Source organism: Faecalibacterium sp. HTF-F, assembly GCF_023347535.1.
GTDB classification, from domain to species: domain Bacteria; phylum Bacillota; class Clostridia; order Oscillospirales; family Ruminococcaceae; genus Faecalibacterium; species Faecalibacterium wellingii.
Map to the genome: position 1 here is coordinate 954,214 of NZ_CP094473.1, position 24,277 is coordinate 978,490.

General features: G+C 49.7%; 22 protein-coding genes and 2 tRNA genes. 16 read left to right on the top strand and 8 right to left on the bottom strand.

Features of this window, described 5'->3' with window-relative positions; genetic code table 11:
- Window positions 1-43: 43 nt before the first annotated feature.
- The 4 genes from MTP37_RS04480 to MTP37_RS04495 form a co-directional block, all read right to left on the bottom strand.
- Window positions 44-631, bottom strand: a complete 588-nt coding sequence (locus MTP37_RS04480; RefSeq protein WP_249238379.1) for a transporter — start codon at window positions 629-631, stop codon at window positions 44-46.
- A gap of 85 nt (window positions 632-716) precedes the next feature.
- A complete protein-coding gene (locus MTP37_RS04485) occupies window positions 717-1,718 on the bottom strand; it encodes a substrate-binding domain-containing protein (protein ID WP_249238380.1) in 1,002 nt (333 codons plus the stop codon).
- A gap of 20 nt (window positions 1,719-1,738) precedes the next feature.
- Window positions 1,739-3,349 (bottom strand): DUF5046 domain-containing protein, encoded by a 1,611-nt coding sequence (locus MTP37_RS04490; protein ID WP_249238381.1) that lies wholly within the window; start codon window positions 3,347-3,349, stop codon window positions 1,739-1,741.
- A gap of 147 nt (window positions 3,350-3,496) precedes the next feature.
- Window positions 3,497-4,879 (bottom strand): MATE family efflux transporter, encoded by a 1,383-nt coding sequence (locus MTP37_RS04495; RefSeq protein WP_249238382.1) that lies wholly within the window; start codon window positions 4,877-4,879, stop codon window positions 3,497-3,499.
- Between the two features lie 367 nt (window positions 4,880-5,246).
- On the opposite strand from MTP37_RS04495, the gene MTP37_RS04500 reads away from it, so the two are divergent.
- The gene (locus tag MTP37_RS04500) at window positions 5,247-6,056 is read left to right on the top strand and encodes an RICIN domain-containing protein (RefSeq protein ID WP_249238383.1); all 810 of its coding nucleotides are present in this window, start codon (window positions 5,247-5,249) and stop codon (window positions 6,054-6,056) included.
- A gap of 121 nt (window positions 6,057-6,177) precedes the next feature.
- Here MTP37_RS04500 and MTP37_RS04505 read toward each other — a convergent pair whose 3' ends face one another.
- From MTP37_RS04505 to MTP37_RS04515, 3 genes are all read right to left on the bottom strand, one after another.
- Window positions 6,178-7,053 carry a hypothetical protein gene (locus MTP37_RS04505; protein ID WP_249238384.1) on the bottom strand — a complete coding sequence of 292 codons (876 nt, stop codon included), beginning with the start codon at window positions 7,051-7,053 and terminating at the stop codon, window positions 6,178-6,180.
- Window positions 7,054-7,166: 113 nt separating this feature from the next.
- Window positions 7,167-7,258: transfer RNA gene (locus MTP37_RS04510), tRNA-Ser, on the bottom strand.
- A 127-nt stretch (window positions 7,259-7,385) separates the two neighbouring features.
- Window positions 7,386-7,477: transfer RNA gene (locus tag MTP37_RS04515), tRNA-Ser, on the bottom strand.
- A 246-nt stretch (window positions 7,478-7,723) separates the two neighbouring features.
- Between MTP37_RS04515 and MTP37_RS04520 the strand changes: the two genes are divergently transcribed.
- Window positions 7,724-8,743 carry an alpha-hydroxy-acid oxidizing protein gene (locus MTP37_RS04520; protein ID WP_249238385.1) on the top strand — a complete coding sequence of 340 codons (1,020 nt, stop codon included), beginning with the start codon at window positions 7,724-7,726 and terminating at the stop codon, window positions 8,741-8,743.
- 155 nt (window positions 8,744-8,898) lie between these two features.
- Here MTP37_RS04520 and MTP37_RS04525 read toward each other — a convergent pair whose 3' ends face one another.
- Window positions 8,899-9,912 carry a SpoIID/LytB domain-containing protein gene (locus MTP37_RS04525; protein WP_249238386.1) on the bottom strand — a complete coding sequence of 338 codons (1,014 nt, stop codon included), beginning with the start codon at window positions 9,910-9,912 and terminating at the stop codon, window positions 8,899-8,901.
- 247 nt (window positions 9,913-10,159) lie between these two features.
- On the opposite strand from MTP37_RS04525, the gene MTP37_RS04530 reads away from it, so the two are divergent.
- The 14 genes from MTP37_RS04530 (at window position 10,160) to MTP37_RS04595 (ending at window position 24,259) form a co-directional block, all read left to right on the top strand.
- Window positions 10,160-11,530 (top strand): citrate synthase, encoded by a 1,371-nt coding sequence (locus MTP37_RS04530; protein WP_249238387.1) that lies wholly within the window; start codon window positions 10,160-10,162, stop codon window positions 11,528-11,530.
- Window positions 11,530-12,312 carry a hypothetical protein gene (locus MTP37_RS04535; RefSeq protein ID WP_249238388.1) on the top strand — a complete coding sequence of 261 codons (783 nt, stop codon included), beginning with the start codon at window positions 11,530-11,532 and terminating at the stop codon, window positions 12,310-12,312. Before MTP37_RS04530 ends, MTP37_RS04535 begins: the two co-directional genes overlap by 1 nt.
- A gap of 198 nt (window positions 12,313-12,510) precedes the next feature.
- The gene (gap, locus tag MTP37_RS04540; protein WP_005945602.1) at window positions 12,511-13,542 is read left to right on the top strand and encodes a type I glyceraldehyde-3-phosphate dehydrogenase; all 1,032 of its coding nucleotides are present in this window, start codon (window positions 12,511-12,513) and stop codon (window positions 13,540-13,542) included.
- A 1,061-nt stretch (window positions 13,543-14,603) separates the two neighbouring features.
- The gene (locus tag MTP37_RS04545; RefSeq protein WP_396343998.1) at window positions 14,604-15,044 is read left to right on the top strand and encodes a glycosyltransferase family 4 protein; all 441 of its coding nucleotides are present in this window, start codon (window positions 14,604-14,606) and stop codon (window positions 15,042-15,044) included.
- A gap of 323 nt (window positions 15,045-15,367) precedes the next feature.
- Entirely contained in the window at window positions 15,368-16,489 is a 1,122-nt protein-coding gene (locus MTP37_RS04550) for a glycosyltransferase family 4 protein (RefSeq protein WP_249238389.1), read from the top strand.
- A 94-nt stretch (window positions 16,490-16,583) separates the two neighbouring features.
- Window positions 16,584-17,810 carry a glycosyltransferase gene (locus MTP37_RS04555; protein ID WP_249238390.1) on the top strand — a complete coding sequence of 409 codons (1,227 nt, stop codon included), beginning with the start codon at window positions 16,584-16,586 and terminating at the stop codon, window positions 17,808-17,810.
- A gap of 81 nt (window positions 17,811-17,891) precedes the next feature.
- Window positions 17,892-18,641 (top strand): capsular polysaccharide synthesis protein, encoded by a 750-nt coding sequence (locus tag MTP37_RS04560; RefSeq protein ID WP_118574130.1) that lies wholly within the window; start codon window positions 17,892-17,894, stop codon window positions 18,639-18,641.
- A gap of 50 nt (window positions 18,642-18,691) precedes the next feature.
- Complete coding sequence (locus MTP37_RS04565) at window positions 18,692-19,621, top strand: capsular polysaccharide synthesis protein (RefSeq protein WP_249238391.1); 930 nt, start codon at window positions 18,692-18,694, stop codon at window positions 19,619-19,621.
- 28 nt (window positions 19,622-19,649) lie between these two features.
- On the top strand, window positions 19,650-19,796 hold the full coding sequence (locus MTP37_RS04570; RefSeq protein WP_249238392.1) for a hypothetical protein: 147 nt from the start codon (window positions 19,650-19,652) through the stop codon (window positions 19,794-19,796).
- 26 nt (window positions 19,797-19,822) lie between these two features.
- Window positions 19,823-20,185, top strand: a complete 363-nt coding sequence (locus tag MTP37_RS04575; protein ID WP_249238393.1) for a serine acetyltransferase — start codon at window positions 19,823-19,825, stop codon at window positions 20,183-20,185.
- Between the two features lie 27 nt (window positions 20,186-20,212).
- A complete protein-coding gene (locus tag MTP37_RS04580; RefSeq protein ID WP_249238394.1) occupies window positions 20,213-21,406 on the top strand; it encodes a glycosyltransferase in 1,194 nt (397 codons plus the stop codon).
- Between the two features lie 36 nt (window positions 21,407-21,442).
- Window positions 21,443-22,597, top strand: a complete 1,155-nt coding sequence (locus MTP37_RS04585) for a glycosyltransferase family 4 protein (protein WP_249238395.1) — start codon at window positions 21,443-21,445, stop codon at window positions 22,595-22,597.
- A complete protein-coding gene (locus MTP37_RS04590) occupies window positions 22,594-23,595 on the top strand; it encodes a GHMP family kinase ATP-binding protein (RefSeq protein ID WP_249238396.1) in 1,002 nt (333 codons plus the stop codon). The genes MTP37_RS04585 and MTP37_RS04590 overlap by 4 nt, the downstream gene beginning before the upstream one ends.
- A 13-nt stretch (window positions 23,596-23,608) precedes the next feature.
- Window positions 23,609-24,259 carry a D-sedoheptulose-7-phosphate isomerase gene (locus MTP37_RS04595; protein WP_249238397.1) on the top strand — a complete coding sequence of 217 codons (651 nt, stop codon included), beginning with the start codon at window positions 23,609-23,611 and terminating at the stop codon, window positions 24,257-24,259.
- The last annotated feature ends 18 nt before the right edge of the window (window positions 24,260-24,277 follow it).

Here is a 24,277-nt window from a genome sequence, read left to right on the forward strand (position 1 = left end):
TCTGCTGGTTTTCCGGCAGTGCTGCGGGGCATTTTTGTTTATGTTATTTTGGTTCCGGGGCGGCCTGCTCAAAATCGTACTCGTCAAAAGTCTCTTCTTCGGAAGGAATGGCCTCGGAGACCTCCGTTCTGACGTGCTCCTTCAGGCGGGAGAAAACCTCGTCGGCAGGGATGCCGCTCTGGCGGGGCGAAAGATCCGGTGCCGGGTGGCCGTCCGGCAGGTGGGCACCGAAAGCTGGGACAAAGAAGAACTTGCGTACAATGAAGATCAGCGCGATGGCTCCCACACTGAGCAGGTTTTCTACTGCCGAGTCATGGCCCACCACCAGATGGCGGGCAATGGCGTAGAGCAGCACTTCCAGACTGCTGCCGGGGCTGTGCTTGGCCAGCATCTTGATGAACTCAATGCCGATCACGATGTCAAGGCTCCGCTCCAGAAAAATGCGGATCTCCACTTCGTTGCCGTCAAACAGCAGGCCGGGCATCCACTTGATGAGCGGCACAGCGCTGAGCAGCAGACCGATGAGCACAAGGCCGGAGAGCAAAATTTCCAGCAGACTGGAGGCCTGAATGATGCGGTTGCGCAGCTGGGTGCGCCAGCGGCTTTCCACATGGGAGGAGGAATTGTCCATACTGAGCCTTCCTTTGCAAAAAAAGTTTCAACATTTATGTGTAATATTGTAACAGAAATGCAGAAGGCTGTCAATTGCTGGAAGATCAGACGGCACTGTTCGCTGCAGTGGTGGGTGCCACCGCTACATAACCGGATTTTTTGATGCAGTCCTGCCCGGCGGCGGTGTCCAGCCAATCGTAGAGCTGACGCTCCGGGCTGTCGGCGGCAGCGTCCGCATGGAGAACGGCATAGAACTCGTTGCACAGCGGGTAGCTTTCGCTGGCGATGGAGTCGTTGGAAGGGGTGACACCATCCACGGCCAGCAGACGCAGGCCGGGCTGGGAGTACATCTGGTCGATGTAGTAATACACCGAGAAGCCGATGGCGTTGGCGCTGTTGTTGTAGGCGGCAATGCTGTCCACCAGCTCACCCATGGCAGCGGGAGCCAGCTCGGTGGGCGGGTCCATCAGTTCGCCGCCCTGAATGAGCAGCTTGCGGAACAGAGTCTGGCTGCCGGAGTCCTCGCCCCGCTGGAAGGGCACGATGGCAAGATCGTCACCGCCTACATCCTTCCAGTTGGTGATCTTACCGGCGTAGATGTCCTTCAGCTGCTGCCGGGTCAGGCTCTGGACCGGATTGTTCTCATTCACAATGAACACCAGTGCGTCCCGGCCAATGGGCTTTTGTTCCAGCTGGGCACCGGCCTCCTGCAATTCTTCCTTTACGTAGTCCGGTGCTTCGTAGACCACCAGCATCCTGGCAGTGTACTCCTCATCCGGGTACAGGCCAAAGTTTTCCCACGCATAGGCCGTGGTGCTGACCGAAATGCCGCTCTGGGCTACTTCCAGATCAAGGCCGGTGGTGTCGGCCATCATCTGTGCCATCAGCGGGATGCAGGCGGTGCTGCCGTCCAGCTTGGGAAACTCTTCCGGCGAGAACAGCCCGATGGGTTCAAACTCGCTCACGGAAGAGGCGGGTGCTTCCGGCGAGGTGGACGCGCTGCTGGCGGGGGTGTCAGCTCCCTTGCAGGCGGTCAGGATGCCTGCGGCAGAGCAGGCGGCAAGGCCCAGCAGAAAGCTTCGGCGGGAAATTTTAGCATTTTTCATAAGGCGTTCCTCCTATTGGGTCAGTAGCCCATTTCGTCGTCGGCATTGATGGAAGAGAAAATGCTGCGGCAGTAAAGCCATTTGCCGTCGGTATCCATCCAGCCGTAGTAAAAGCCTCGGCGTGCCACAAATACATGATCCGGCAGCTGGTTCAGGCTGTTGCCGTAGTAGCTGTAGCAGCTGCCCAGATCGCCCAGCCCAAGCGCTACATTGCCGGTCTCATCCAGCACATCGCACAGCGAGCCGCTGCGGCTGGGGGCTTCGGTGGTGCCGTAATACAGCGGCCTGCCCTCCGGCGTGGTGGTGAGGTAGTTCAGGGCATAGTATTTGCTTTGCAGGTGGGTCAGATCGGAGACAAGACCCTCCGGACCGTAAACGCGGGTGGCGGTAGTTTCATAGCGGTCGTTATCCCGCAGTTCCAGCCAGACATAGCCGTCGCCTTCGTTGTTCATCATGGCGCTCTGCTGGTTGTCCACCGGCTCCACGGCGGTGTCGGTGATCAGGTCGCCAGTGGCGGTGCTGAACACCTTCAGGCGGCCATCCTCGTAGTAAAGGGCGATGGTGTCGCCCATGACGCTGGAAGCGTACAGCGGTGTCACCTCACCGGTAACAAGGTCGTTCAGGTCATAGCCAAAGTCGCCGCTCGTGCGCCACGTGACCACATAGCCCGGGAAATAGCTGCTGGGCTGGTCGTCGAAGGTGCCGATGAGGGTGCGGTCCACGGTGGTGAGATCCCGCAGCTCATAGCGGCCATCGCTGGTCTTGAAGCAGGCGGTGCCGCTGCCGCACACCTTCTGGAGATCAGCAAAGCTTTCACCGGTGGAGGGGTTGTAGAGCGTCTGGGTGGTGGGCGCACCGGAGGCGGTGTAGGTGTCCAGTTCCACCCAGCCGTCCAGCTCGTCAGGCGAATAGGAGATCCTGTAGGCATAGGTGGAGTCGGCACGGAGGGTCTGGGTGCCGTCCCGGGTCTGGACGATGACCCAGCTGTTCAGGTTTATGTTGTCGTCCCACTCATCCTCGGCAAGGCCTGCCGGGCGGGCGTAGCAGTTGAACACCAGATAGTCCCCGCAGACGATGCAGTTGTAAGCGCCTTCCGGCACCGGCAGGCTCTTGCCGGTGGCAAGGTCGATGACCTGACAGGCACCGGTGGGGGCGGCTTCGTTGATGCCGGTGTTTTCATGCAACACCAGCAGGCCGTTCTGCAAGGTGGCACTCTGTTCGCCGTCAAAGGCCATTACTTCGCTGCCGCTTTTGTCGAACAGGCCGCTGCGGCGGCCGCACCGGGCATCCGGATCGGCCCAGGTGCGGAACCAGTAGTCTGTCTCACCGGTCACGGTATCCTGCAAAAGGCTTACATTTTCGCTGCGGAGGGACTGGTACAGGACTTTTCCGCCGCAGAGCACCGTGCAGCTGTTGCCGGAACTGTCGTAACCGTAAAGCATCCGCAGCCGACCGTCATCCAGGCGGGAACTGTCGTAAAGCAGATTTCCATTTTTGTCGGTGGGGACAGAGGGAGCCGCCGCAGCAGGCTTGCCGGAAGCGGGCGGCAGCACGCTGCAGCTGCAGCCAAGAGCAAGGCACAGCGCCATGCAGGCGGCAGCGCAGCCGATGCGGGAAACGGTACACTTCATAAAGATCACTCCTTTGAAAGGCCTGAAACAGTACACAGAGAAGAAAGCAGGGACTTCCTTGATTTCCCAGTTCAATTATAATACGAAACAGCCGTGCTTTCCATTGCAGGAAAACACGGCTGCTGGTTACAGTTTTATGACAGCGGTTCAGGAAGCGGATCTGGCTTTTTCGGCGTCGTCCATCCGGCTCAGCTGGTTCAGGAACGCCAGCAGAAAGGGCAGGGAGACGATAAAGGTGAACACATCCGCAATGGGCTGGCAGGTCTCCACGCCCATGAGTCCCAGCGTGCGGGGCAGGATGAGGATGAGCGGGATAAAGAACACGCCCTGACGGCAGCAGGCCAGAAAGGTGGCGCGTCCGGCCTTGCCTACGCTCTGGAACAGCATGTTTGCCACCACCATCACCGGCTGCAACAGGATGGCCAGACACTGGAAGCGGAAGGCAGGCAGGGCCACGGCGGTCACATCCGGGTCGTCGCGGAACAGGCGGATGAGGGCATCGCTGTCCACCCAGCACAGGGCGACCAGAACCACCAGCATACAGAAGGCGGCACCCATGGTGAAGATGGCCGCCTGCCGCACCCGGCGGAACTTGCGTGCACCATAGTTGAATGCGGCTACCGGCTGCAGGCCCTGTCCTACGCCGATGACGACCGAAATGATGAACATGAAGATGCGGGAAACGATGCTCATACCGGCCACGGCAGCGTCGCCATAGCTGCGGGCGGCGATGTTCAGCAGCATGCCGCCGATGCTGTTCAGACCCTGACGGCCAAAGCTGGGAGCACCGCCGATCAGGATCATGCCGAATTCCCGTGCTTCGCGGGTGACGGAATGGAGGCGGAACTGACTGACCGTTTTGCCCCGCAGGAACATGGACAGCAGGATGAAAAAGCTGACCGTCTGGCTGAGAGCCGTGGCGATGCCTGCACCGGCGGTGCCAAGGCCCAGCACGAACATGAAAACGGGGTCCAGCAGGATGTTCAGCACGCCGCCGGTCACAAGGCCGATCATGGCAAAATTGGCCTTGCCCTCGTAGCGCAGGATGTTGTTCATCACGAGGCTGGAGATCATCAGCGGGGCCGCGATGAGGATGGGCCGCGCATAGGCGCAGGCGTGGGGCAGGATGGTCTCGGTGCTGCCCAGCAGCAGCATGAAGTCGGGCAGCGTGGCAAGGCCGATGAGGGCCAGCACCACACCAACGGCCAGCGCCGTGAAAAAGCTGGTGGAAGCGAACCGGGTGGCTGCTTTGGTGTTCCTGCTGCCCAGACTGCGGCTGATAATGGTGCCGGAGCCGTGGCCCAGCGTAAAGCCCAGAGCCTGAATAATGGCCATCAGGCTGGAAGCGACGCCTACCGCGCCGGAAGCGCTGGTGGAGATCTGGCCCACAAAAAAGGTGTCGGCCAGATTGTAGATGCTGGTGATCAGCATGCTTAAGATCGTGGGAGCGGCAAGCCCCAGAATCAGTTTGGGGATGGGGGTCTCGGTCATTTTTTTGTATTGCTGGATATTGAGCTCGTTCGATGCCATGAAAGGGCCTCCCTCTGTATAAGGTGAGAAAAAAACCGCCCCTGCAGCAGAGCGGCGGATAGCTTTGGCAGATGCGCAAGGGATGCTGGCACATAGTATAGCGCATGTACGACAAAAAGTCGAGAGGTGCGGCACCGCAAAAGGAGCCGCATAGAGACGGTCGAGCAGGAGAAAAACAGGCGGAAAGAGTGTCTCTTTTTGTCTGTTTTGCTAAAGGATGGTCGATTTGCTTGTAGAAAATCACGATATGTGGTATCATTTACCATAAGGAGAACAAAAAAGCCTGCATTTTATGCGGGCTGCGCGTAAACAAAAGGCGGCTGCAGGCAGGACCCGGCTGCCGCAATTCCAATAGGAGGGAAAAATCATGAAAACTGTTGCACAGACTGTGATCGGAGCGGATCACTTCTATACCATTGCCGCACACACCGGCAATGTCATTCAGGCTGTGGAAGGCGTCAAGGGAGCCGGCACCGTCCGCTTGGGCAAGTACGAGCACAAGCCCGAGCAGGAGTGGAGCTTCATCCGTGTGGGAGACGGCGTTTACCGCATCCGCAACCGTGCTTCCGGCAAGCTGCTGGACCTGACCATGACCGGTACTGCCAACGGCACATGGCTGCATCTGTGGGAGGATGTGGGCGGCACCTCCCAGATGTGGACGGTCCAGCCCACCCCGGAAGGCAAGGTGCGCCTGCGCTCTTCTTGGGCAGGCGGCAAGTGCGTGGATACAGTCGGTATGGGCGCTGACGTGGGCACGGTGCTGCAGATCTGGCAGGAAGTGCCCGGTGCAGACGATCAGCTGTGGACCATTGCCGAGGTAAAGGAGCGCGCAAAGCGTGCCGTCAAGAAGGCTGAAGAACCCGCTGCGGAAGCTGCAGCAGCTCCGGCAGAGGAAAAGGCACCGGCCAGGAAGCCTGCAGCCCGCAAGCCCCGGACCACCAAAAAGGCGGCTGCCGCCAAGGCAGAAGAGCCTAAGACCGCCGAAGCGGAAGAAACGGTGAAGGCAGAAGCTGCACCCGCAGAAAAGCCTGCCCGCAGGACCGCAGCCAAAAAGACTGCCGCCAAGGCAGCGGAAAAGGCTGAGCCTGCAAAGGCAGAGACCGCTGCAGAGGAAAAGCCTGCTGCGGAGAAGCCCAAGCGCAAGTGCGCACCCCGCAAGAAAAAAGAGACCGTCTGATCGCGGACGGCAAAAACGATAAAAGCAGCGCCCGCCGAGAGGTTCAAGCCCGGCGGGCGCTGCTGCTTTTATTCCGGAAGTGGCCCTGAAAAGGTTCCGGATTTTGCGTGCTGATCTATGGTCAGCCTGCCTTTTGCATGCTGTCGGCAGTGCTCTGCACAAACTGCAGCACGCTCTGGATGGTATCACGGATCTGCACCAGAGTCTGAATGTCCTCATCCTTCATGCGGGAGGTGGGCGCGGTGAGCACCACAGTCTGGGCACTTACGGTGCCGGTGAGCTGGATGCGGACCTGATGCTCCGGGATGGTCAGCAGGATGTGTACCGGGAGGGGATCCTCAAAGAATTTGCTCTTTTCAAAGCCGATGACCAGCACCGGGGCAGAAGCACTGGTGTCGCCGGTGTCCAGCTGATAGTAAAGGTAGCCGTCCAGCGCACCTTCCGGCTGCACGCGCTGCGGCTTTTTCTGCGGCAATTCAAATTCAGTCATGTCCTGCAGGCTGGTGGCCTCGGTACCAACGCCCAGAAGGCTGGCCAGCTGGGCCTGCGAGATATAATTGCCAAGGGTCCAGTCCGGCATCAGAAAGCTTGTCAGCGGGTAGCTGCCGGTGATGGAGGAGCGGATGTTCTTGTACAACTGCCCCACATCGTATAATGTCTCGCTGCCGCTGACGTACACGCGGGTGAGCGGGTCGGCGGGAATGACCGCGCCCGGGGCCGTGATGCTCAGCTGCAGAGCGTCCGGCGCGTACAGGCCGCTGACTGTGCCCTTTGTGGAGCCGGTTTTTTGCAGGATGGTGTACAGGGCGGGGGAATCGGCAGTGGATACCGCCTCGTAATCAAAGGTGAATGCCGCGCCGGCCTGCAGGGCTTTCACGCGGCGGGCCACCAGACTGTAGCCGACCGTAACGGCGATCACTGCGATCAGGGCAAGGCACAGGATCAGGATCAGTACCACGCGGCCGACACCGCGCTTTTTTTTGCGGGAAGATGCCATAAGAAATCCTCCTTTTGTGAGAAGATATTTTATTCAGCATAGCGGAACGGCAGGCAAAAGTCAAGCGAAGCCGGATAAAACAAAAAGTCCGGAACCCAAAGGTTCCGGACTTCTGGCGGAAAGATGGGGATTCGAACCCCAGAACGCTTTTGACACGTTACACGATTTCCAGTCGTGCGCCTTAGACCAACTCAGCCATCTTTCCATATTCAGTTGTGCGTCACAGCGCTCTACTATAATACCTGAAAGGTGCGCATTTGTCAAGCACTTTTTTTAAAATGAAAAATGAGCCGATAAAACAAAAAATCCGGGACCCAAAGGTTCCGGATTTCTGGCGGAAAGATGGGGATTCGAACCCCAGAACGCTTTTGACACGTTACACGATTTCCAGTCGTGCGCCTTAGACCAACTCAGCCATCTTTCCATATTCGGTTGTGCGCCGCAGCGCCACACTATAATACCTGAAAGAACCGCTTTTGTCAAGGATTTTTTGAAAAAAATGTTTTTTTCAAAACGACATCTCTGTGCAGGCAAAAAACGGCAAAAAATTCAGGGATGCAGCAAAAGCCCTTGACGAAGCGGTTGAACCGGACTATGATGAAGCAGGAGAGTACTGCGGCGGGAAATCTTTGCGGCCGCAGAGTGGAATAAAAAAGGAGGATGCTTTCTTATGACTTATCCTGAAGTGCTGGCCAATGCCCGTGAGTGCATTGGCAAATACTGCAAGGCCTGCCCGGTGTGCAACGGCGTGGCCTGCAAAAACCAGATCCCGGGCCCCGGTGCCAAGGGCGTGGGCGATACCGCCATCCGCAATTATAATAAGTGGGCCGAGATCCGTGTGAACATGGACACCCTGTGTGAGGGCGGCACGCCGGACACCCACGTGGAGCTGTTTGGCAAAAGCTTCAAGTACCCCTTCTTTGCAGGCCCGGTGGGTGCGGTGAACCTGCACTACTCCGAAGCCTACACCGATATGACCTATAACGATGTTCTGGTGCGCGCCTGTGCAGAAAATGGCATCGCGGCCTTTACCGGTGACGGCACCAACCCCACCGTGATGGAAATGGCCACCAAGGCCATCGGCGCGGCAGGCGGCTGCGGTGTGCCCACCATCAAGCCTTGGAACATCGACACCATCAAGGAAAAAATGGCGCAGGCCAAGGCCAGCGGCTGCTTTGCCATGGCCATGGACGTGGACGCCGCCGGTCTGCCCTTCCTGAAGAACATGACTCCTCCGGCAGGCAGCAAGAGCGTGGAAGAGCTTGCCGAGATCGTCAAGCTGGCCGAGCGGCCCTTTATCGTCAAGGGCGTTATGACGGTCAAAGGCGCACAAAAGGCAAAGGAAGCCGGTGCTGCTGCCATCGTGGTATCCAACCACGGCGGCCGTGTGCTGGACCAGTGCCCTGCCACTGCCGAGGTGCTGCCCGAGATCGCAGCAGCCCTCAAGGGCACCGGCGTGAAGGTGCTGGTGGACGGCGGCATCCGCACCGGTGTGGATGTGTTCAAGGCACTGGCGCTGGGCGCAGACGGCGTGCTGATCTGCCGACCGTTCGTTACGGCTGTGTATGGCGGCGGCGAAGAGGGCGTGAAGTGCTACATCGACAAGCTGGCCGGTGAGCTGGCTGACACCATGCAGATGTGCGGTGCACATTCTCTGGCGGAGATCACGCCGGATATGGTGCGGGTTTGAGTAGAACCATTTAAAATGCGCTCCGCTCTGAGCATATCAGCGGAAAAATTTTTGTACTTGTAAATCGGCAAAGCCTGCGGGCTTTGCCGATTTACTTTTTCACGGGAAGGGTCGGAACGGAAAGCAGCATCTGCTTCATGAAATTGAGTTTCCCGTTACGACCCCATCCTGTGCAGCTGTGTTCCGGGGTAGTAATGCGCTAATATATCCGCATAGTCTGCGTCCTGCTCTGCCATGGCCTTTGCACCCCACTGGCTCAGGCCCACGCCGTGGCCGTAACCCCGGGTGGTAAAGCTGAAGTTTCCACTCTGGTACTGCACGGTAAAGCAGGTGCTGCGCAGACCCAGTGCCTGACGCAGGGCTGTGCCGGAAACGGTCTGTCCGCAGACGGTGAGCGATTTTGTGTAACCGGAGGAGGTCTGTTCGACCGGGCCGAACCAGCTTTCCGGTGCGGTGAGATCGGCCGTGATGCCAAGGCCGGAAAAAGCCTGCTGCACCTGCGCGGCAGAAAATACAGCAGTATACTGATAATTATCAGCGGAAAGGTCAGTGCCGCTGTCCACCGGGATCAGATAGGGCAGGGCGGTGCCCCACACATTTTCGCTGGCCTCTGTCCGGCCGTTGGAAATGGCAAAATAGCTGGTGCAGGCGGGGGCGTTATCGTAAAAAAGAAGATCGTTCAGGACCTCGTCCACAAGGGCCGAGAGCCGGGCATAGTTCTGCTCGTAGGCGGTGCCCCAGTAACTGCGCAGCACCGGTTCGGTCAGACAGCCCTGACGCCGGGCAGGATCAACGGTGAGCCATGCACCGCTTTGCAGGGCGGCATGATCCCGGCAGTAGAGCGCGTAGGTGTGGGCAGCAACAGCCTGTGCCTTGAGTGCCTCGTCCGGCCAGCTGACCGGCATTTCGGCGGCGACAGCCCCCAGAACGTATTCCCGGCGGGAGAGCTGCACTACCTTTCCGGCGGACTGATCCTCCACCGGAAAGGTTTCGGCGTCTGCGGAAGGAAGGTCTTTTGGCTGCGATGTGGGCAGCTCAGGCACAGAAGATGCTGCGGGCAGAGGCGCTGTATGGCCCAGCACAGCCCGCGTGACCCGGTAGGCGGCCAGAGGCAGAGCACTGCCCAGAACCAGCAGGACTGCAAAGATCAGCAGAAATAACTTTTTCATAGTCCAAACCCCTCCGACAGCGGTGTTTTTTAAATCAGAATACCGGATACACCCTGAAAAAAGATGCGAAACAGGGAGAACGTCTTTTGCAGCGCAAGCCAAAAAAGGTGATGAGCGGGCAGTTTGTGTGCCAGATGATGCACTTGATGCTTGAATTTACTCTTCAAAAGCGATATCATAGAATTATACCCATCACAGAGGATGGGCGGGAAAGTATAAGAAATAGGACGAAAGGAGAATCCCCCGTATGAATTTTGCACATTCAGAAGTGGCTGCACTGGACCAGAACACGATGCGGACGTTGTGTGAGGAATATGTGGCCAATAACTACATCGACCCGGAGACGAGTGAGCGTCTGGGCGTCAAGCGCGGCCTGCGCAACCCGGACGGCACCGGCGTTCTGGCTGGCCTGACCAATGTCTGTGACGTTGTGGGTTATAAGAAGGATCAGGAAGGCCATGTGATCCCCACTCCCGGCAAGCTGATCTACCGCGGCGTCAACATCAACGAGATCGTGGACGAGGCCTACCGCAACGACCGCTTTGTGTTTGAAGAGGTGATCTGGCTGCTGCTGTTCGGCAGCCTGCCCAACCGGGAGCAGCTGGATGATTTCTGTGAGATCCTGGCAGAGCACCGCGCCCTGCCGGAAGGCTTCATGGACACCATGAACGCCCCCTCGCCCAATATCATGAACAAGATGCAGCGCTGCGTGCTGGGCCTTTACTCTTATGATGAGCACGCCGAGGATCTGAGCCTGGAGAATATCCTGAACCAGAGCATCAATCTGATCGCCAGCATGCCCACCATGATGGTGAACGCATACCAGATGAAGCGCCGCTACTACGATAAGCAGAGCATGTTCTTCCATCTGCCCAAGCCCGGCCAGAGCACGGCGGAGCACATCCTGAGCACCTACCGTCCGGATCAGAAGTTCACCCACGAGGAAGCAAAGCTGCTGGATATGTGCCTGCTGGTGCACGCCGACCACGGCGGTGGCAACTGCTCCACCTTTACCACCCGTGTGCTGTCCTCCTCCGGCACCGATACCTACTCTGCGATCGCGGCGGCCATCGGTGCGCTGAAGGGTCCCAAGCACGGCGGTGCCAACCTGATGGTGAACCGTCAGCTGAAGGATATCCTCAAGCATGTTGAAAACCCCGAGGACGACGATGAAGTTCGCGAGTATCTGCGCCGCATCCTGCGCAAGCAGGCGGGCGATGGCTCCGGTCTGATCTACGGCATGGGCCACGCGGTGTATACCATCAGCGACCCCCGTGAGGTGGTCCTGAAACAGCGTGCCCGCCATCTGGCTTACGAGAAGGGCTTTGAGGAAGAGTACAACATGCTGTGCAGCATCGAGCGGCTGGCCCCCGGCATCTTTGCCGAGGAAAAGGGCAGCACCAAGCCGGTGTGCGCCAACGTGGACCTGTTCAGCGGCCTGATCTACAATATGCTGGGCATTTCCGAGGATATCTACACCCCGTTGTTTGCCATTGCCCGTGTGCCCGGCTGGTGTGCACACCGCGTGGAAGAGGTGGTATTCGCCAACCGCATCATTCGCCCCGCTTACAAGTATCTGGGCGTGCGCCAGAAATATAAGCCGATCGAGGAACGCTGATGAATCCTTCTGTTTTGTTCGTTTTTATCCTGAGTGCTCTGCTGGGCGTGCTGCGCGCGGCAGATCTGGCCTTTGGCACCGATGCCGTTACCGGCCTGTGTCTGGTGGGCTCGGTGTGGTGGCGTTATCTGGCGCTGGGTATTGTGGTACTGGCTGCAGTGCTCGTGGGCCGTACACAGCCTTCCCGCTCTGAAGCGGTGCGCAGCCGCAGGCCGCTGGCCGGTGTGCTGGCGTTTGCCGGTGCAGTATGTTTTCTGGCCGCAGCGGGTGCACAGATCGCGCTGGGTGCAGCTTCCGGTCTGGGCGGCTTTGTGCGGTGTATTCTGGAATGCGTGTGCTCTGTGTGGCTCAGCACGATGGGCCGCTGCTGGCTGAGCCCTGACGCGTGGAAGAAGCCCTTCGGCGGGCTGTACCTTGCCGTTGCAGGAAGCCTGCTGTTCTATTGGAACGTACTGATGCGCTTTATGGAGAACAGCTCCAGCTGGCACCGGGTGCAGCCGACAGCTGCAGTGTGGCAGATGCTGGCAGTGCTGGTGTTTCTGGCAGCACTGGCTCGGGCACTGCATATCCCGCAGCCGGACAATGGCAGAACACTGTGTGCAGCCGGGCTTGCCGCCTTTGCGCTGGGCCTGTGCTGGCAGCTGCCCCAGTGCTTTGCGCTGCTGGCAGGCAATGGTATGGGCCTTGCTGTGATGCCTGACTTTTTTGCAGGGCTGGGCCTTTGCTGTGTGGGCGGCATTGGCGGCGTGTGCGCTGCAGCCTGCCTGAACAGACAGAGCTGACAAAAGTACTGGCACTCCGTTGGTGCAATTGCCCAAAACCGGCGAGTGAAAGGAAGCAAAATCGTACAAAAGCAAAAAATGATGGAAATGTCTTGTTAATTTTTTGGCAGACACTTGAAACTTTCTGCGTTTTGGTCTAAAATAAAGATACCGTGATTTATCCGATTATGGGTAAAATAATTAGGAGGTACTATTAACATGGCTGTTAGAGTTGCTATCAATGGTTTCGGTCGTATTGGTCGTCTGGCTTTCCGTCAGATGTTTGATGCTGAGGGTTACGAGGTCGTCGCAATCAACGACCTGACCAGCCCCAAGATGCTGGCTCACCTGCTGAAGTACGATACTGCTCAGGGTTCTTTCTGCGGCAAGATCGGCGAAGGCAAGCACACTGTCGAGGCTACCGAGGACTCCATCATTGTTGACGGTAAGGAAATCAAGATCTACGCTGTTAAGGATGCAAAGGATGCTCCCTGGGGCGAACTGAACGTTGACGTCGTTCTGGAGTGCACCGGCTTCTACACCAGCAAGGAGAAGAGCATGGCTCACATCCAGGCTGGCGCAAAGAAGGTTGTTATCTCTGCTCCCGCAGGCAACGATCTGAAGACTATTGTCTTCTCCGTCAACGAGAAGACCCTGACCGCTGAGGATCAGGTCATTTCTGCTGCTTCCTGCACCACCAACTGCCTGGCTCCCATGGCTAACACCCTGAACAAGACCTACCCCATCGTCTCCGGTATCATGACCACTGTTCATGCTTACACCGGCGACCAGATGATCCTGGATGGTCCTCAGCGCAAGGGCGATCTGCGCCGTGCTCGTGCTGGCGCACAGAACATCGTTCCCAACACCACCGGTGCTGCTAAGGCTATCGGCCTGGTCATCCCCGAGCTGAACGGCAAGCTGATCGGCTCTGCTCAGCGTGTGCCTGTTCCCACCGGCTCTACCACCATTCTGGTTGCTGTCGTCAAGGGCAAGGACGTCACCAAGGAGTCCATCAATGCTGCTATGAAGGCTGCTACTTCTGAGTCCTTCGGCTACAACGAGGATCAGATCGTTTCTTCTGATGTCATCGGCATGCGTTATGGCTCTCTGTTCGATGCTACCCAGACTATGGTCGCTAAGATCGACGACGACACCTATCAGGTTCAGGTCGTGTCTTGGTACGACAACGAGAACTCCTACACCTCTCAGATGGTCCGTACCATTAAGTACTTCGCTGAGAACTGCTAATCACAGCTCTACGCTCAAAAGTGCTTGAGGTGCCGTGCTGAATGACAACTAGTATTGGCTTTGCTGATACGAACATGCTGTGATCGGTACGACAACAGGATAACGAGTTCAACACCCTTCTTTTTGCGGATTTCCGTGAGAGGAAGGGTGTTTTTTTGCTTGCGGAATTCTGGATTGCTGCTTTTTTGTCTGGACAATGGTTGATTTGTTTATGCGAGAAAATATGCATTTTTTCAGGCTGGATGGATAAATTCGAATAGTAATGGCGGTGAGAAGGCAAATACAGAAAGAATGAAAAAATGAGGGGTAACGTTGATTTTTGGTCAAAGGAAAAGAGGCTTTGTCGAAGAATTAAAACAGGCAATAGATGAAAAAGGAAATCTCTTGACGAATTGGGTATTTTAGCAAGAAAATGCGTAAAATAGACTGAAATCTTATCCGTAAAATGAGCAACGATAGTGCAACGAAGTATTGTATGCAAGAAGAAAACATGCTAAAATAATACTGATAACAACAGGCTGAAATTGGTGGAAAGTTGGTATCGAAAGGTTACTCAAAGAACGAAATCTCCTGAGTTGCGGTTGGGGGAAATAAGTATGCTTTTGGTGAGTGGGAGAACAGAAAAACATCTGTACTTTCGAGCAGAGAAACTGCGCAGAATTAAATCACATGGATGAGATACCCTGGGCGAAAGATCGTCCGGGGTTATTGTGGTACAAAAACAACATAAAATCAAATTTGGAAATCCAGAGGACAAAGCGGGTGAAATGGATTCGATTGCGGAGAATACAGAACCCGTATGGAACCTGTGAAACAATACGCGGCTGTCATAATAGGGACAAGGGTACGGCAGAGAATGAAAGGCTCCGCAACCAGAAGTTCATATTTCCTTACCCGAAGAATGAACGACTGATCTTTCTGAGCGGCAGCAATGCCATCCAGAAAGAAATCTCGACCATGAGGGTGGGGTGACTGCCGGCGGACAGGTGTACGAGCCTATCCGCTCTTTGTGTTGGCCGAGATATTGATGAAGAAATTGAGTGGGATTGTGGGAAAGATTTATGAGTAAAAAACTTGCGATTGCAATGTTCGGACAGAAGCGATTATCAAGAGAAGGCGGAGTAGAGATCGTTGTCAAAGAGCTCTGCACCCGAATGGCACAGAATGGTTGTGACGTGACCTGCTACAACAGAGCAGGCCATCATGTGAGTGGTGCAGAATATGACGATGCTGGTAAAACGGAGTACGAGGGAATCCGTCAGAAGTCTGTTCCGACCATTGAACGGCGCGGACTTGCTGCGGTCAGCTCCTCCGCATTTGCGGCACTTTATAGTGCATTTGGAAAATACGATGTGGTGCACATCCACGCCGAAGGACCAGCGTTCTTTGCATGGCTGCCGAAGATGTTTGGGAAAAGAGTTGTTGTTACCGTCCATGGAACCTGTGAAATAATGTTTGTAACCAGAAAAAATCCTGATTTCATGCGGGTTTGCGCGGCTTGACCTTTTTTACCTTAACTTGTTTCTGTTTACCATGGTGCGTTGCGTTCCGGCGTGATTTCGGGGGTTAGTGGCTTCTGGTTGCGCTCTATACTTAACCCACCACAGCGAAAGCTGATAGAGCAGAAAACAGAATAAGGAGGTACGAGGACAAGCCTGCGTATAGATTGTTGCTGCAATCTGTATACAGGCTTGTTGTTGTGCTATGAAGTAGGAAAGGTGAGTAGTGAAAGACGAGCATGACAATTTAAGGAAAAGAACTGCTGGGATTGTGTATAAGCCTAGGACAAGAATAGAAACTATGGAATGACGGCTGGAGAGAAGTAATGGAAGAAAAAATCAGACTTGCGGTTTTCGGACAAAAACGTCTTTCTCGTGAAGGCGGGATAGAGATTGTTGTAAAAGAGTTATGCACCCGAATGGCACAGAATGGTTGTGATATAACTTGCTACAATAGAGCAGGCCATCATGTGAGCGGTGCAGAGTATGACAAAACAATTGAATATGATGGCATCCGTCAAAAGGTTGTTCCGACCATTGAGAAGAAGGGACTTGCAGCGGTAAGCTCTTCCTTTTTCGCAGCACTTTGTAGTGCATTTGGAAGATACGATGTGGTGCATATCCATGCAGAAGGTCCTGCCTTTTTCTGTTGGATACCAAAACTTTTTGGCAAGCGTGTAATCTGCACTATCCACGGTTTGGACTGGGATCGCGAGAAGTGGCGCGGAAGCGTTGCATCCAAGTTCATTCGTGGCGGCGAAAAGAATGCTGTGAAATATGCGGACGAGATCATTGTTCTAAGCAAAGACGTGCAGAAGTATTTCTTGGAGACCTACGGAAGGGAGACACATTTTATCCCTAATGGTGTCAATCGGCCAGAGGTTCGGGAAGCAAAGCTGATCACGGATCATTTTGGATTGGAGAAAGATTCCTACATATTATTCCTCGGTCGTCTGGTGCCAGAAAAGGGTATTCGATATCTGGTTGAGGCCTTCAAGAATGTCAAGACGGATAAAAAGCTGGTTATCGCAGGCGGCTCTAGTGATACGGATTCCTTTATGGAGGAATTGAAAGACCTGGCGAAGGGCGACGATCGGATTCTCTTTACCGGGTTTGTACAGGGAGCAATGCTGGATGAACTATACAGCAACGCTTACATCTACACGCTGCCGTCTGATCTGGAAGGAATGCCATTAAGTCTGCTGGAGGCAATGAGCTACGGCAACTGCTGTTTGGTTTCGGATATTCCGGAGTGCGCAGAGGTTGTGGAAGATAAGGCATTGATTTTCAAAAAGTCAGATGTAGAGGACTTGCAAGAAAAATTGCAAGATGCCTGTGACCATCCTGAAATGGTTATGAAAATGAAGAATCAGGCTGCTGACTTTATCTGCGAGAAATATAACTGGGATGAAGTCGTAAAGGAAACGATGAAGTTATATAGGAAATGATGAAGAATAATTTTATTGATAAACATCTCTGCTATTGTTTTATCTGGACAGGAAATACGAAATAAAGCAAACTCACAGAAAAGGAAGTTAAAATATGCGGATTTTACTTGTAAATAAATTTATATTTCCCAAGGGTGGAGCGGAAACGTATACATTCGATGTGGGAAAAATGTTAAAAGAACATGGGCACGAAGTCCAATACTTTGGCCTTGAGAATGAGAAAAATATAGTAGGAAATCGTGTAGGCTCATATGTGACGAATATGGATTTTTCTCAAGGAATAAGAGCAAATTTAAATGCGCCTTTTCGTATTATTTACTCAAGAGAAGCACGAAAAAAAATTCGTGCGGTTTTAGATGACTTTCAGCCGGATGTAGTACATCTCAACAATATACAGTATCATCTGACCCCTTCTATTATTCTGGAAACTAACAAATGGCGTAAAGAAACAAAAAAAGAATGTAAGATTGTTTACACGACACATGACTATCAGCTTGTTTGCCCCAGCCATGGAATGTTCGATGTGAACATGAAACCATGTGAACGATGCTTGGATGGTCATTATATTCATTGCCTTCAAACTAAATGTTTGAAAAATTCCAGAGCAAAAAGTCTCCTTGGAACGTTGGATGGATATATGTGGAAATATAGCAAAGCATACTCATATGTAGATGCCTATATTTGCTGCAGCTTTTTTCTTAAATCAAAATTAGACACGCAGAAAAGATTCCGTGATAAAACTATTGGGCTGCACAATTTCAAAAAAGAGATGCCGCACTTGGATAACATTCAAAAAAAAGGTTATGTATTAGAGTTTGGCCATCTTTCGCGAGATAAAGGAACGGATACGTTGCTTGAAGTAGCCAAGAAGATGCCCAATACCGAATTTGTGTTTATTGGTTATGGCCCGTCGGCTGATAAAATGAAGGATATTCCAAATGTGAAGTATCTGGGATTTAAGACAGGAGAAGAACTTTATCGCATTATTGCTGAGGCTGCAATCAGTGTCTGCCCGTCTGAGTGGTATGAGAACTGCCCGTACTCCGTTATGGAGTCTGTACTTTTGGGTACACCTGTTGTTGGATCTAAAATGGGAGGCATCCCCGAATTGATTGAGCCGGGTAAAACCGGAGAGTTGTTTGAAGCGGGTAATGTGGAAGAACTTATGAAGGCGATAAAGAAAGTTCTTCAAACACAAGACGTATTGGAAAGATATACAAAGAATTGTAGTCAGGTGAAATATGAAACGACAGAGAGCTACTATATAAAACTGATGAAAATTTATCGAGGAGAAAAGAATGTGGAACAAATTTCTTCGTAACCCACTTCATATTGTCAAGGATTATGAGCTGAGAAAACTGCTTTGGCAATCGGGGGGGGCACAGAGGTCTGCAAAAAATATTTGAAGTTCAGAGATACCGTTCCTGAAAAGCTGACATTTCCAGAAACCCAAGTGGATGAGCCTATTTGGTTATTTTGGAATACAGGGTTGGAGCAGGCACCTGAGATAGTGAAGACTTGCTATCAATCTATAAAAAAATATGCTGGCAGACAAGTTGTTTTGCTTACAGAAAACAATGTGCAGAACTATATAAATATGCCGGATTATCTAAATGAGAAATTAAAAAGCGGAGTCCTTCCATTAGCGATTTATACAGATTTGATGCGTGTAGCATTATTGGAGCATTATGGTGGGACATGGATGGATGCGACAATACTGCTAACAGATGAAATCCCACAGGAAATATTAAATAGTGATTTTTTTGTGTTTCACAATTCACTCGGTGAAATTGATAATCCCGTATTGTATCCGGTCTGGTTCATCCACGCCAAGCAACATAACAGAACGATTTGTGAGATTCGTAATGTCCTATTTGCTTACTGGAAACGAAATAATCATGTACCAGAATATTTGTTTTCAAATATTGTAATTACACAAATAATGAGGTCATCACCAGAGGTTGAGAAAAAGATGCCTTATTTGAATAGTGACTACAGCGAATATCTGGTTAGAGTATTAGGAGATAAGTTTACAGAGGAAAAATTTAATTGGATTAAGCGACTTACTGGGATACATAAACTAACCTATAAATTAGAACCATCGATTGATAAGGAGGAAACAGTTTACCATTATCTGGTGCGGAATCTATGAGCCTTTTGAATAGTAGTTTCTGCAAGATAAAGGGAGACAATTAAATTATTATGCTGAATGACTACTATCAAAATATTGGCATGAAAGGCTTTATTCAAAGATATGGAATTGTGAATGCCGTCAAACGAGGGGCATTTATGTTTATCAAATTGCATCTTGTCAAGGATTATGAGGTGCGGAAGGTATTGTGGCAGGAACGAGCTTCTACCAAGATAAAACCATATTTAAAGTATAAAGACACAGATGTTCAGGGGCTTAGCTTTCCCAAAAATGATGTGGAGAATCCGATTTGGATTTATTGGAATAAAGGTATTGAACAGGCACCGATTATTGTTCAGAAGTGCTATGAATCTGTATGTAAACATTCGAATCAAAAAATCATTTTGCTGAATGATCAAAACCTTGCAGATTACATTCGATTGCCAGAGTACATTGAAAAGAAAAAGGATGCTGGACAGATTCCGATGGCGGGGTATGCGGATCTGATGAGGTTTGCATTACTGGAACATTATGGTGGAACGTGGATCGATTCCACAGTGTATCTTACAGATCCTATTCCAGATATGATTTTAAATAGCGACTTTTTTGCAGTACGAAATTCACTGCTATTGATAGATAACCCTGTGCTATATCCGGCATGGTTTCTTCATGCAAAAAAGGGAAACAAAACAATTCGAGAGATAAGAAATGTTGCTTTCGCATATTGGCTCAAAAACGAACATGTAATTGAGTATCTGCTGCCGAATTTGATTATCACTTTGGTGGTGAAGAGCAATCCGGAAGTTGAGCAAGCGATTCCATATATGAACAGTGATTATAGCGAGTATCTTGTTAAGGTTTTAGCTGATGATTATTCAGAAGAGAAATGGAATTGGATCAAAAAGCTTACAGGTATTCATAAGCTGACATATAAATTATCACCGGACATTGAAGCAGAAGACACATTTTATAAGGCGCTGATTGAAAACAGTATAGAATAAATATTGCAAAGTGGGTTGGAGAAGAAGTATGGGAGCAATTGAATTAATAAAAAGCGATTTGTTTCGCTATGCCGGAACAACATCATCTAAGGCATTTATTAAAACATATGTTAAAGAAGCTGGTTTTCGCTTCTCCGTGGCATTTCGGTTGGTAAATGCTTGGGGGGGGGGGTAAAACTGCTAGGAGCAATCCTATGGAAATTGAGAAATCACCAGCAGATCCAGATACTTAGAAAAACGAAAATTGGATATGGACTATATATTAGCCATGGAGGGCCTGTTGTTGTTAACCCTTCAACAGTTATTGGAAATAATTGCAATCTGTCTCAATTTGTAACGATTGGCTCAAATGAAGGAAAAGCAGCAGTAATAGGAGATAATGTTTATATTGGCCCTAATACTTGTATAGTTGAGGATGTATGTATTGGAGATAATGCTACGATTGGTGCAGGAAGTGTTGTTACCAAGGATATTCCATCAAATGCAACGGCGGCTGGAAACTATGCAAAAGTACTGAATTTTAATAATCCGGGTAGATATATTCAAAATAGATATTTGGAATAGTGATCCGAAGAGTGGAAGAGGAATATTATGGAAAACATATTGTTTGTGATGCCATCGTTAGGTAGTGGCGGAGCAGAAAAAAGTCTTGTGAATTTATTAAATCTTATAGATTATGAAAAGTATGCAGTGGATTTGCTGCTTTTCAAACGAGAAGGACTGTTTTTGTCTCAAATTCCTAAGGAAGTACGATTATTACAGCCTACAGATTCACTGCAATATGCTTATAAAATTGATAGAGGGATGTTTAGCTCAGTTTCAGGTGTTAAAGCTGGAATTCTAAGGGGGACAAGTACATTTATATGTAAATGTCTTTACAAGGAAAATGCAAGACAACAGAGATGGATAAAATTCTATAAACGGTACTTGCCAAATTTGGAAGACGAATATGATATTGCTATTGGATTCTTAGAGGGCGATGCATCATATTATGTGATTGACAAGGTTAATGCAAAGAAAAAAATACTTTGGATTCATAACGATTTCAACGAAATAAAGAAATATGAAGATGCAAAGATTTACGAGAAGTATTTTCAAAAAGCAGACAGCGTTGTAAGTATCTCTGATAAATGTGTGCAGATATTAAAACAGAATTATCCTGCCCTGGTAAATAAATTTTATTGTTTGCCCAATTTAACATCAGGCTCTTTATTGAAAAAAATGTCGGAAGAGTTCGAAGCATCAGAGTTTGAAAAAAGTCAGTTTAATGTTTTGTCAATAGGCCGTTTAACGAGACAAAAGGGCTATGATTTTGCAATCGATGCAGTGAAAATCTTGAAAGAAAAGTATTCAGATATTCATTGGTGGATTATAGGAGCAGGTGAGCTTGAAGAGCAGCTAAAAAAACAAGTAAAAGACAATGAACTAGAGGGGTATATTACATTTCTTGGATTGAGAGCAAATCCATACCCGTATATTAGGAGTTGCGATTTGTTAGTACAGCCTTCCAGATGGGAAGGAAAATCAGTTGTTTTGGATGAAGCAAAAATACTGGCAAAACCAATACTGGCAACTAATTATTCTACAATTAAGGATCAGTTGAAGGATAAGAAAGAGGGACTGATTACTGATATAAGTCCTAATGCAATAGCAGAAGGAATAATTGAACTTAGAGAGAATCCTCAATTGTATAACTCCATTCAGTGTTACTTGGATAAACATGAGTATGGTAATGAAAAAGAGATTCTACAATATTATGAATTGCTAGAAAAACAAGGTAACTAGTGTGGATATGAAAATATAAAAAAGAGGAACAATCGTATGAGAGTTTTGTTTATATCAAAAAGCATTCATGATGTATCAGGGGCAGGAGTAGGCTCAAGAATGCATTTGAATGTATTGAAAGAATTAGTTGGAGAAGAAAATGTATATGTAGTGGATGTTGGGGTATCTGAGACTGCCTGCAGAGAAGAAAAGTATATTGCATATGGAAAATATCACGGCATTTTAGATCGACTGAATAGGTATTTAGAGGGAAACACATATTTATTCAGTAATAAGATTATAGGTGATATATGTCAATTGATAAAAAATGAGAGTATTTCTTTTGTTTTTGTTGATGATTCTTACTATGGAAATTTAGTAAAAACGATAAAAGAAAAATGCGATGCAGTGGCAGTTGTCACCTTTTTTCATGACGTCAAGGCAGAGTTGTTTAGAATTTGGATAAAAAACGCACCATGGTACGACAAAATTGATTTCAGAATTGGATTGACCCAGGAAAAGATTAGCACGACACATACAGACGCCAATATCGTCTTAAACCAAAATGAAAATAAGTTACTAAAAAGATATTATAATGTGGATGCGGACTTTTATTTTCCTGTATGCGTATCGAAAAATCACACGCAACAAATGGGCTTGAATCCATATTGTGGAAATAAAAAACACATTCTATTTGTTGGCACATATTATTTGCCAAACATTCAGGGCCTGCATTGGTTTTGTGATACGGTATTTGATAATGTCAAAGAGAATTATGATATATGGGTAATCGGAAAAGGATTAGAAAAAGTACGAGATGAGTTTGATGACGATGATATCCATGTGATTGGGTTTGTTGACAGTTTATCAGAATACTATAGTTACGCAGATATGGTAATAGCACCCTTAACAGATGGTGGAGGTATGAAAATAAAAACTGCAGAGGCAATCTCCTATGGAAAGATGTTTTTAGGGTCTTCAGAAAGCCTATATGGATACTGGGAGGAAATTCCCAATGATTTGAAAGGTAAAGTTGTGTTTAAATGTGATACAGCGGAAGAATATCTGAATGCTTTCAACAAGATAGATGAGAAGCCAATCTGTAAGAAAAATGAGGAACTAATCACGCTTTATGATCGACTTTATTCTGAAAATGCAGCTTATAATATCATGAAAGATATTGTCGAAAAAACAACAGGAGTAAAACTATGATTATCACAAAAACACCATTCCGTATGTCTTTTTTTGGCGGCGGAACAGATATGGAAAGTTTTTTTAGAGAAAACGGTGGAGCTGTTTTATCTACCACATTTGACAAATATTGCTATGTAAATGTACGCCATTTACCAAGGTTTTTTGACTATTCTACGGAATTGTCATATTCAAAGACGGAGCGTGTGACAAACATTGATGACATTCAGCATCCTGCAATTCGCAATGCAATGAAAATGTTGGATATGCATGAAATTCGTCTTACCTATGAGGCGGATCTTCCGGCACGCTCTGGTTTAGGTACTTCAAGTTCCTTTGCAGTTGGAATGTTAAATGCTTTTTATGCTTTGAAGGGCAAATACGCAGACAAGAAGAAACTGGCAGATGAAGCAATTTATTTGGAACGGAATCTTTGCCAGGAAGCTGGTGGTTGGCAGGATCAAATTGCTGCATCTTTCGGTGGGTTCAATCGTATCAACTTTAATGCAGACGGATATGAAGTCCTGCCGGTTATTATTTCACCAGAAAGAAAGAAGCAGCTTAATCAGAATTTAATGATGTTCTTTACTGGGTTTACCCGTTTTTCTTCTGATGTGCAGAAAGCAAATGCAGCAGGAAAACAAGATAAGACTGCTCAGTTGAAAGAGATGCTTGCTCTAGTTGATGATGCTGAACGCGTTCTGACAGATAAGAACGCGGATCTTGATGATTTTGGCAGAATGCTGGATCACACTTGGAAACTTAAACGTCAAACCGGATCGGCTGTTTCTACAAATAGTATTGATGAACTTTATGCAAATGGCGTAGCTGCTGGCGCTTTGGGAGGAAAACTACTGGGTGCTGGTGGTGGCGGATTCCTTGTATTCTATGTTCAGCCTGAACGTCAGGATGCGGTGCGTTGGGCGATGCGTGACCTGATGCATATTCCGTTTGCATTTGAGGATGGCGGTACGAGGGTGATTCATTATACACCAGAGGCTTATGAACCAAACATGTAAAGAGGTAGAGGCAATGAAGGAGCTTAGAAAAAAACTGAAAGAACATGTCGAACTACTGATTGCGAGATATCCGATGTTAGAAGGTTGTGAAGATAGCATAATTCGCGCCTATTTTCTACTGGAAGAAAGTTATTCTAAAGGAAATAAATTGCTTGTCGCAGGCAACGGCGGCTCTGCAGCAGATTCGGAACATATCGTTGGAGAATTGATGAAGGGATTTAAACTTCCAAGAAAATTGGATGCAGAAATTTCTCGAAAATTAATTGATGAGAGTGAAGAGCTTGGAAAGACTCTCGTAGAGAATTTACAAGGTGCATTACCGGCAATTGCATTAGATGGTCATCCGGCGTTATCAACAGCATACATGAATGACTGCGAACCGTTACTTTGTTTTGCACAACAAGTTAATGGCTATGGGGTAGAGGGGGATGTGTTTTTAGGCATATCCACAAGTGGAAATAGCAAGAACATCTTGTATGCAGCGGTTACTGCACATGCAAAGGGCATGAAAGTAATTGGGTTGACAGGTGCTAAAGATAGTAAACTTGAGACTTTGAGTGATGTATGTATTAAAGCTCCTCAGACAGAGACTTATATGATCCAAGAATTACATTTGCCAATATATCATTGCTTGTGTCTGATGCTTGAGGATAGATTTTTTTGACATTTATAATTTGTGGAA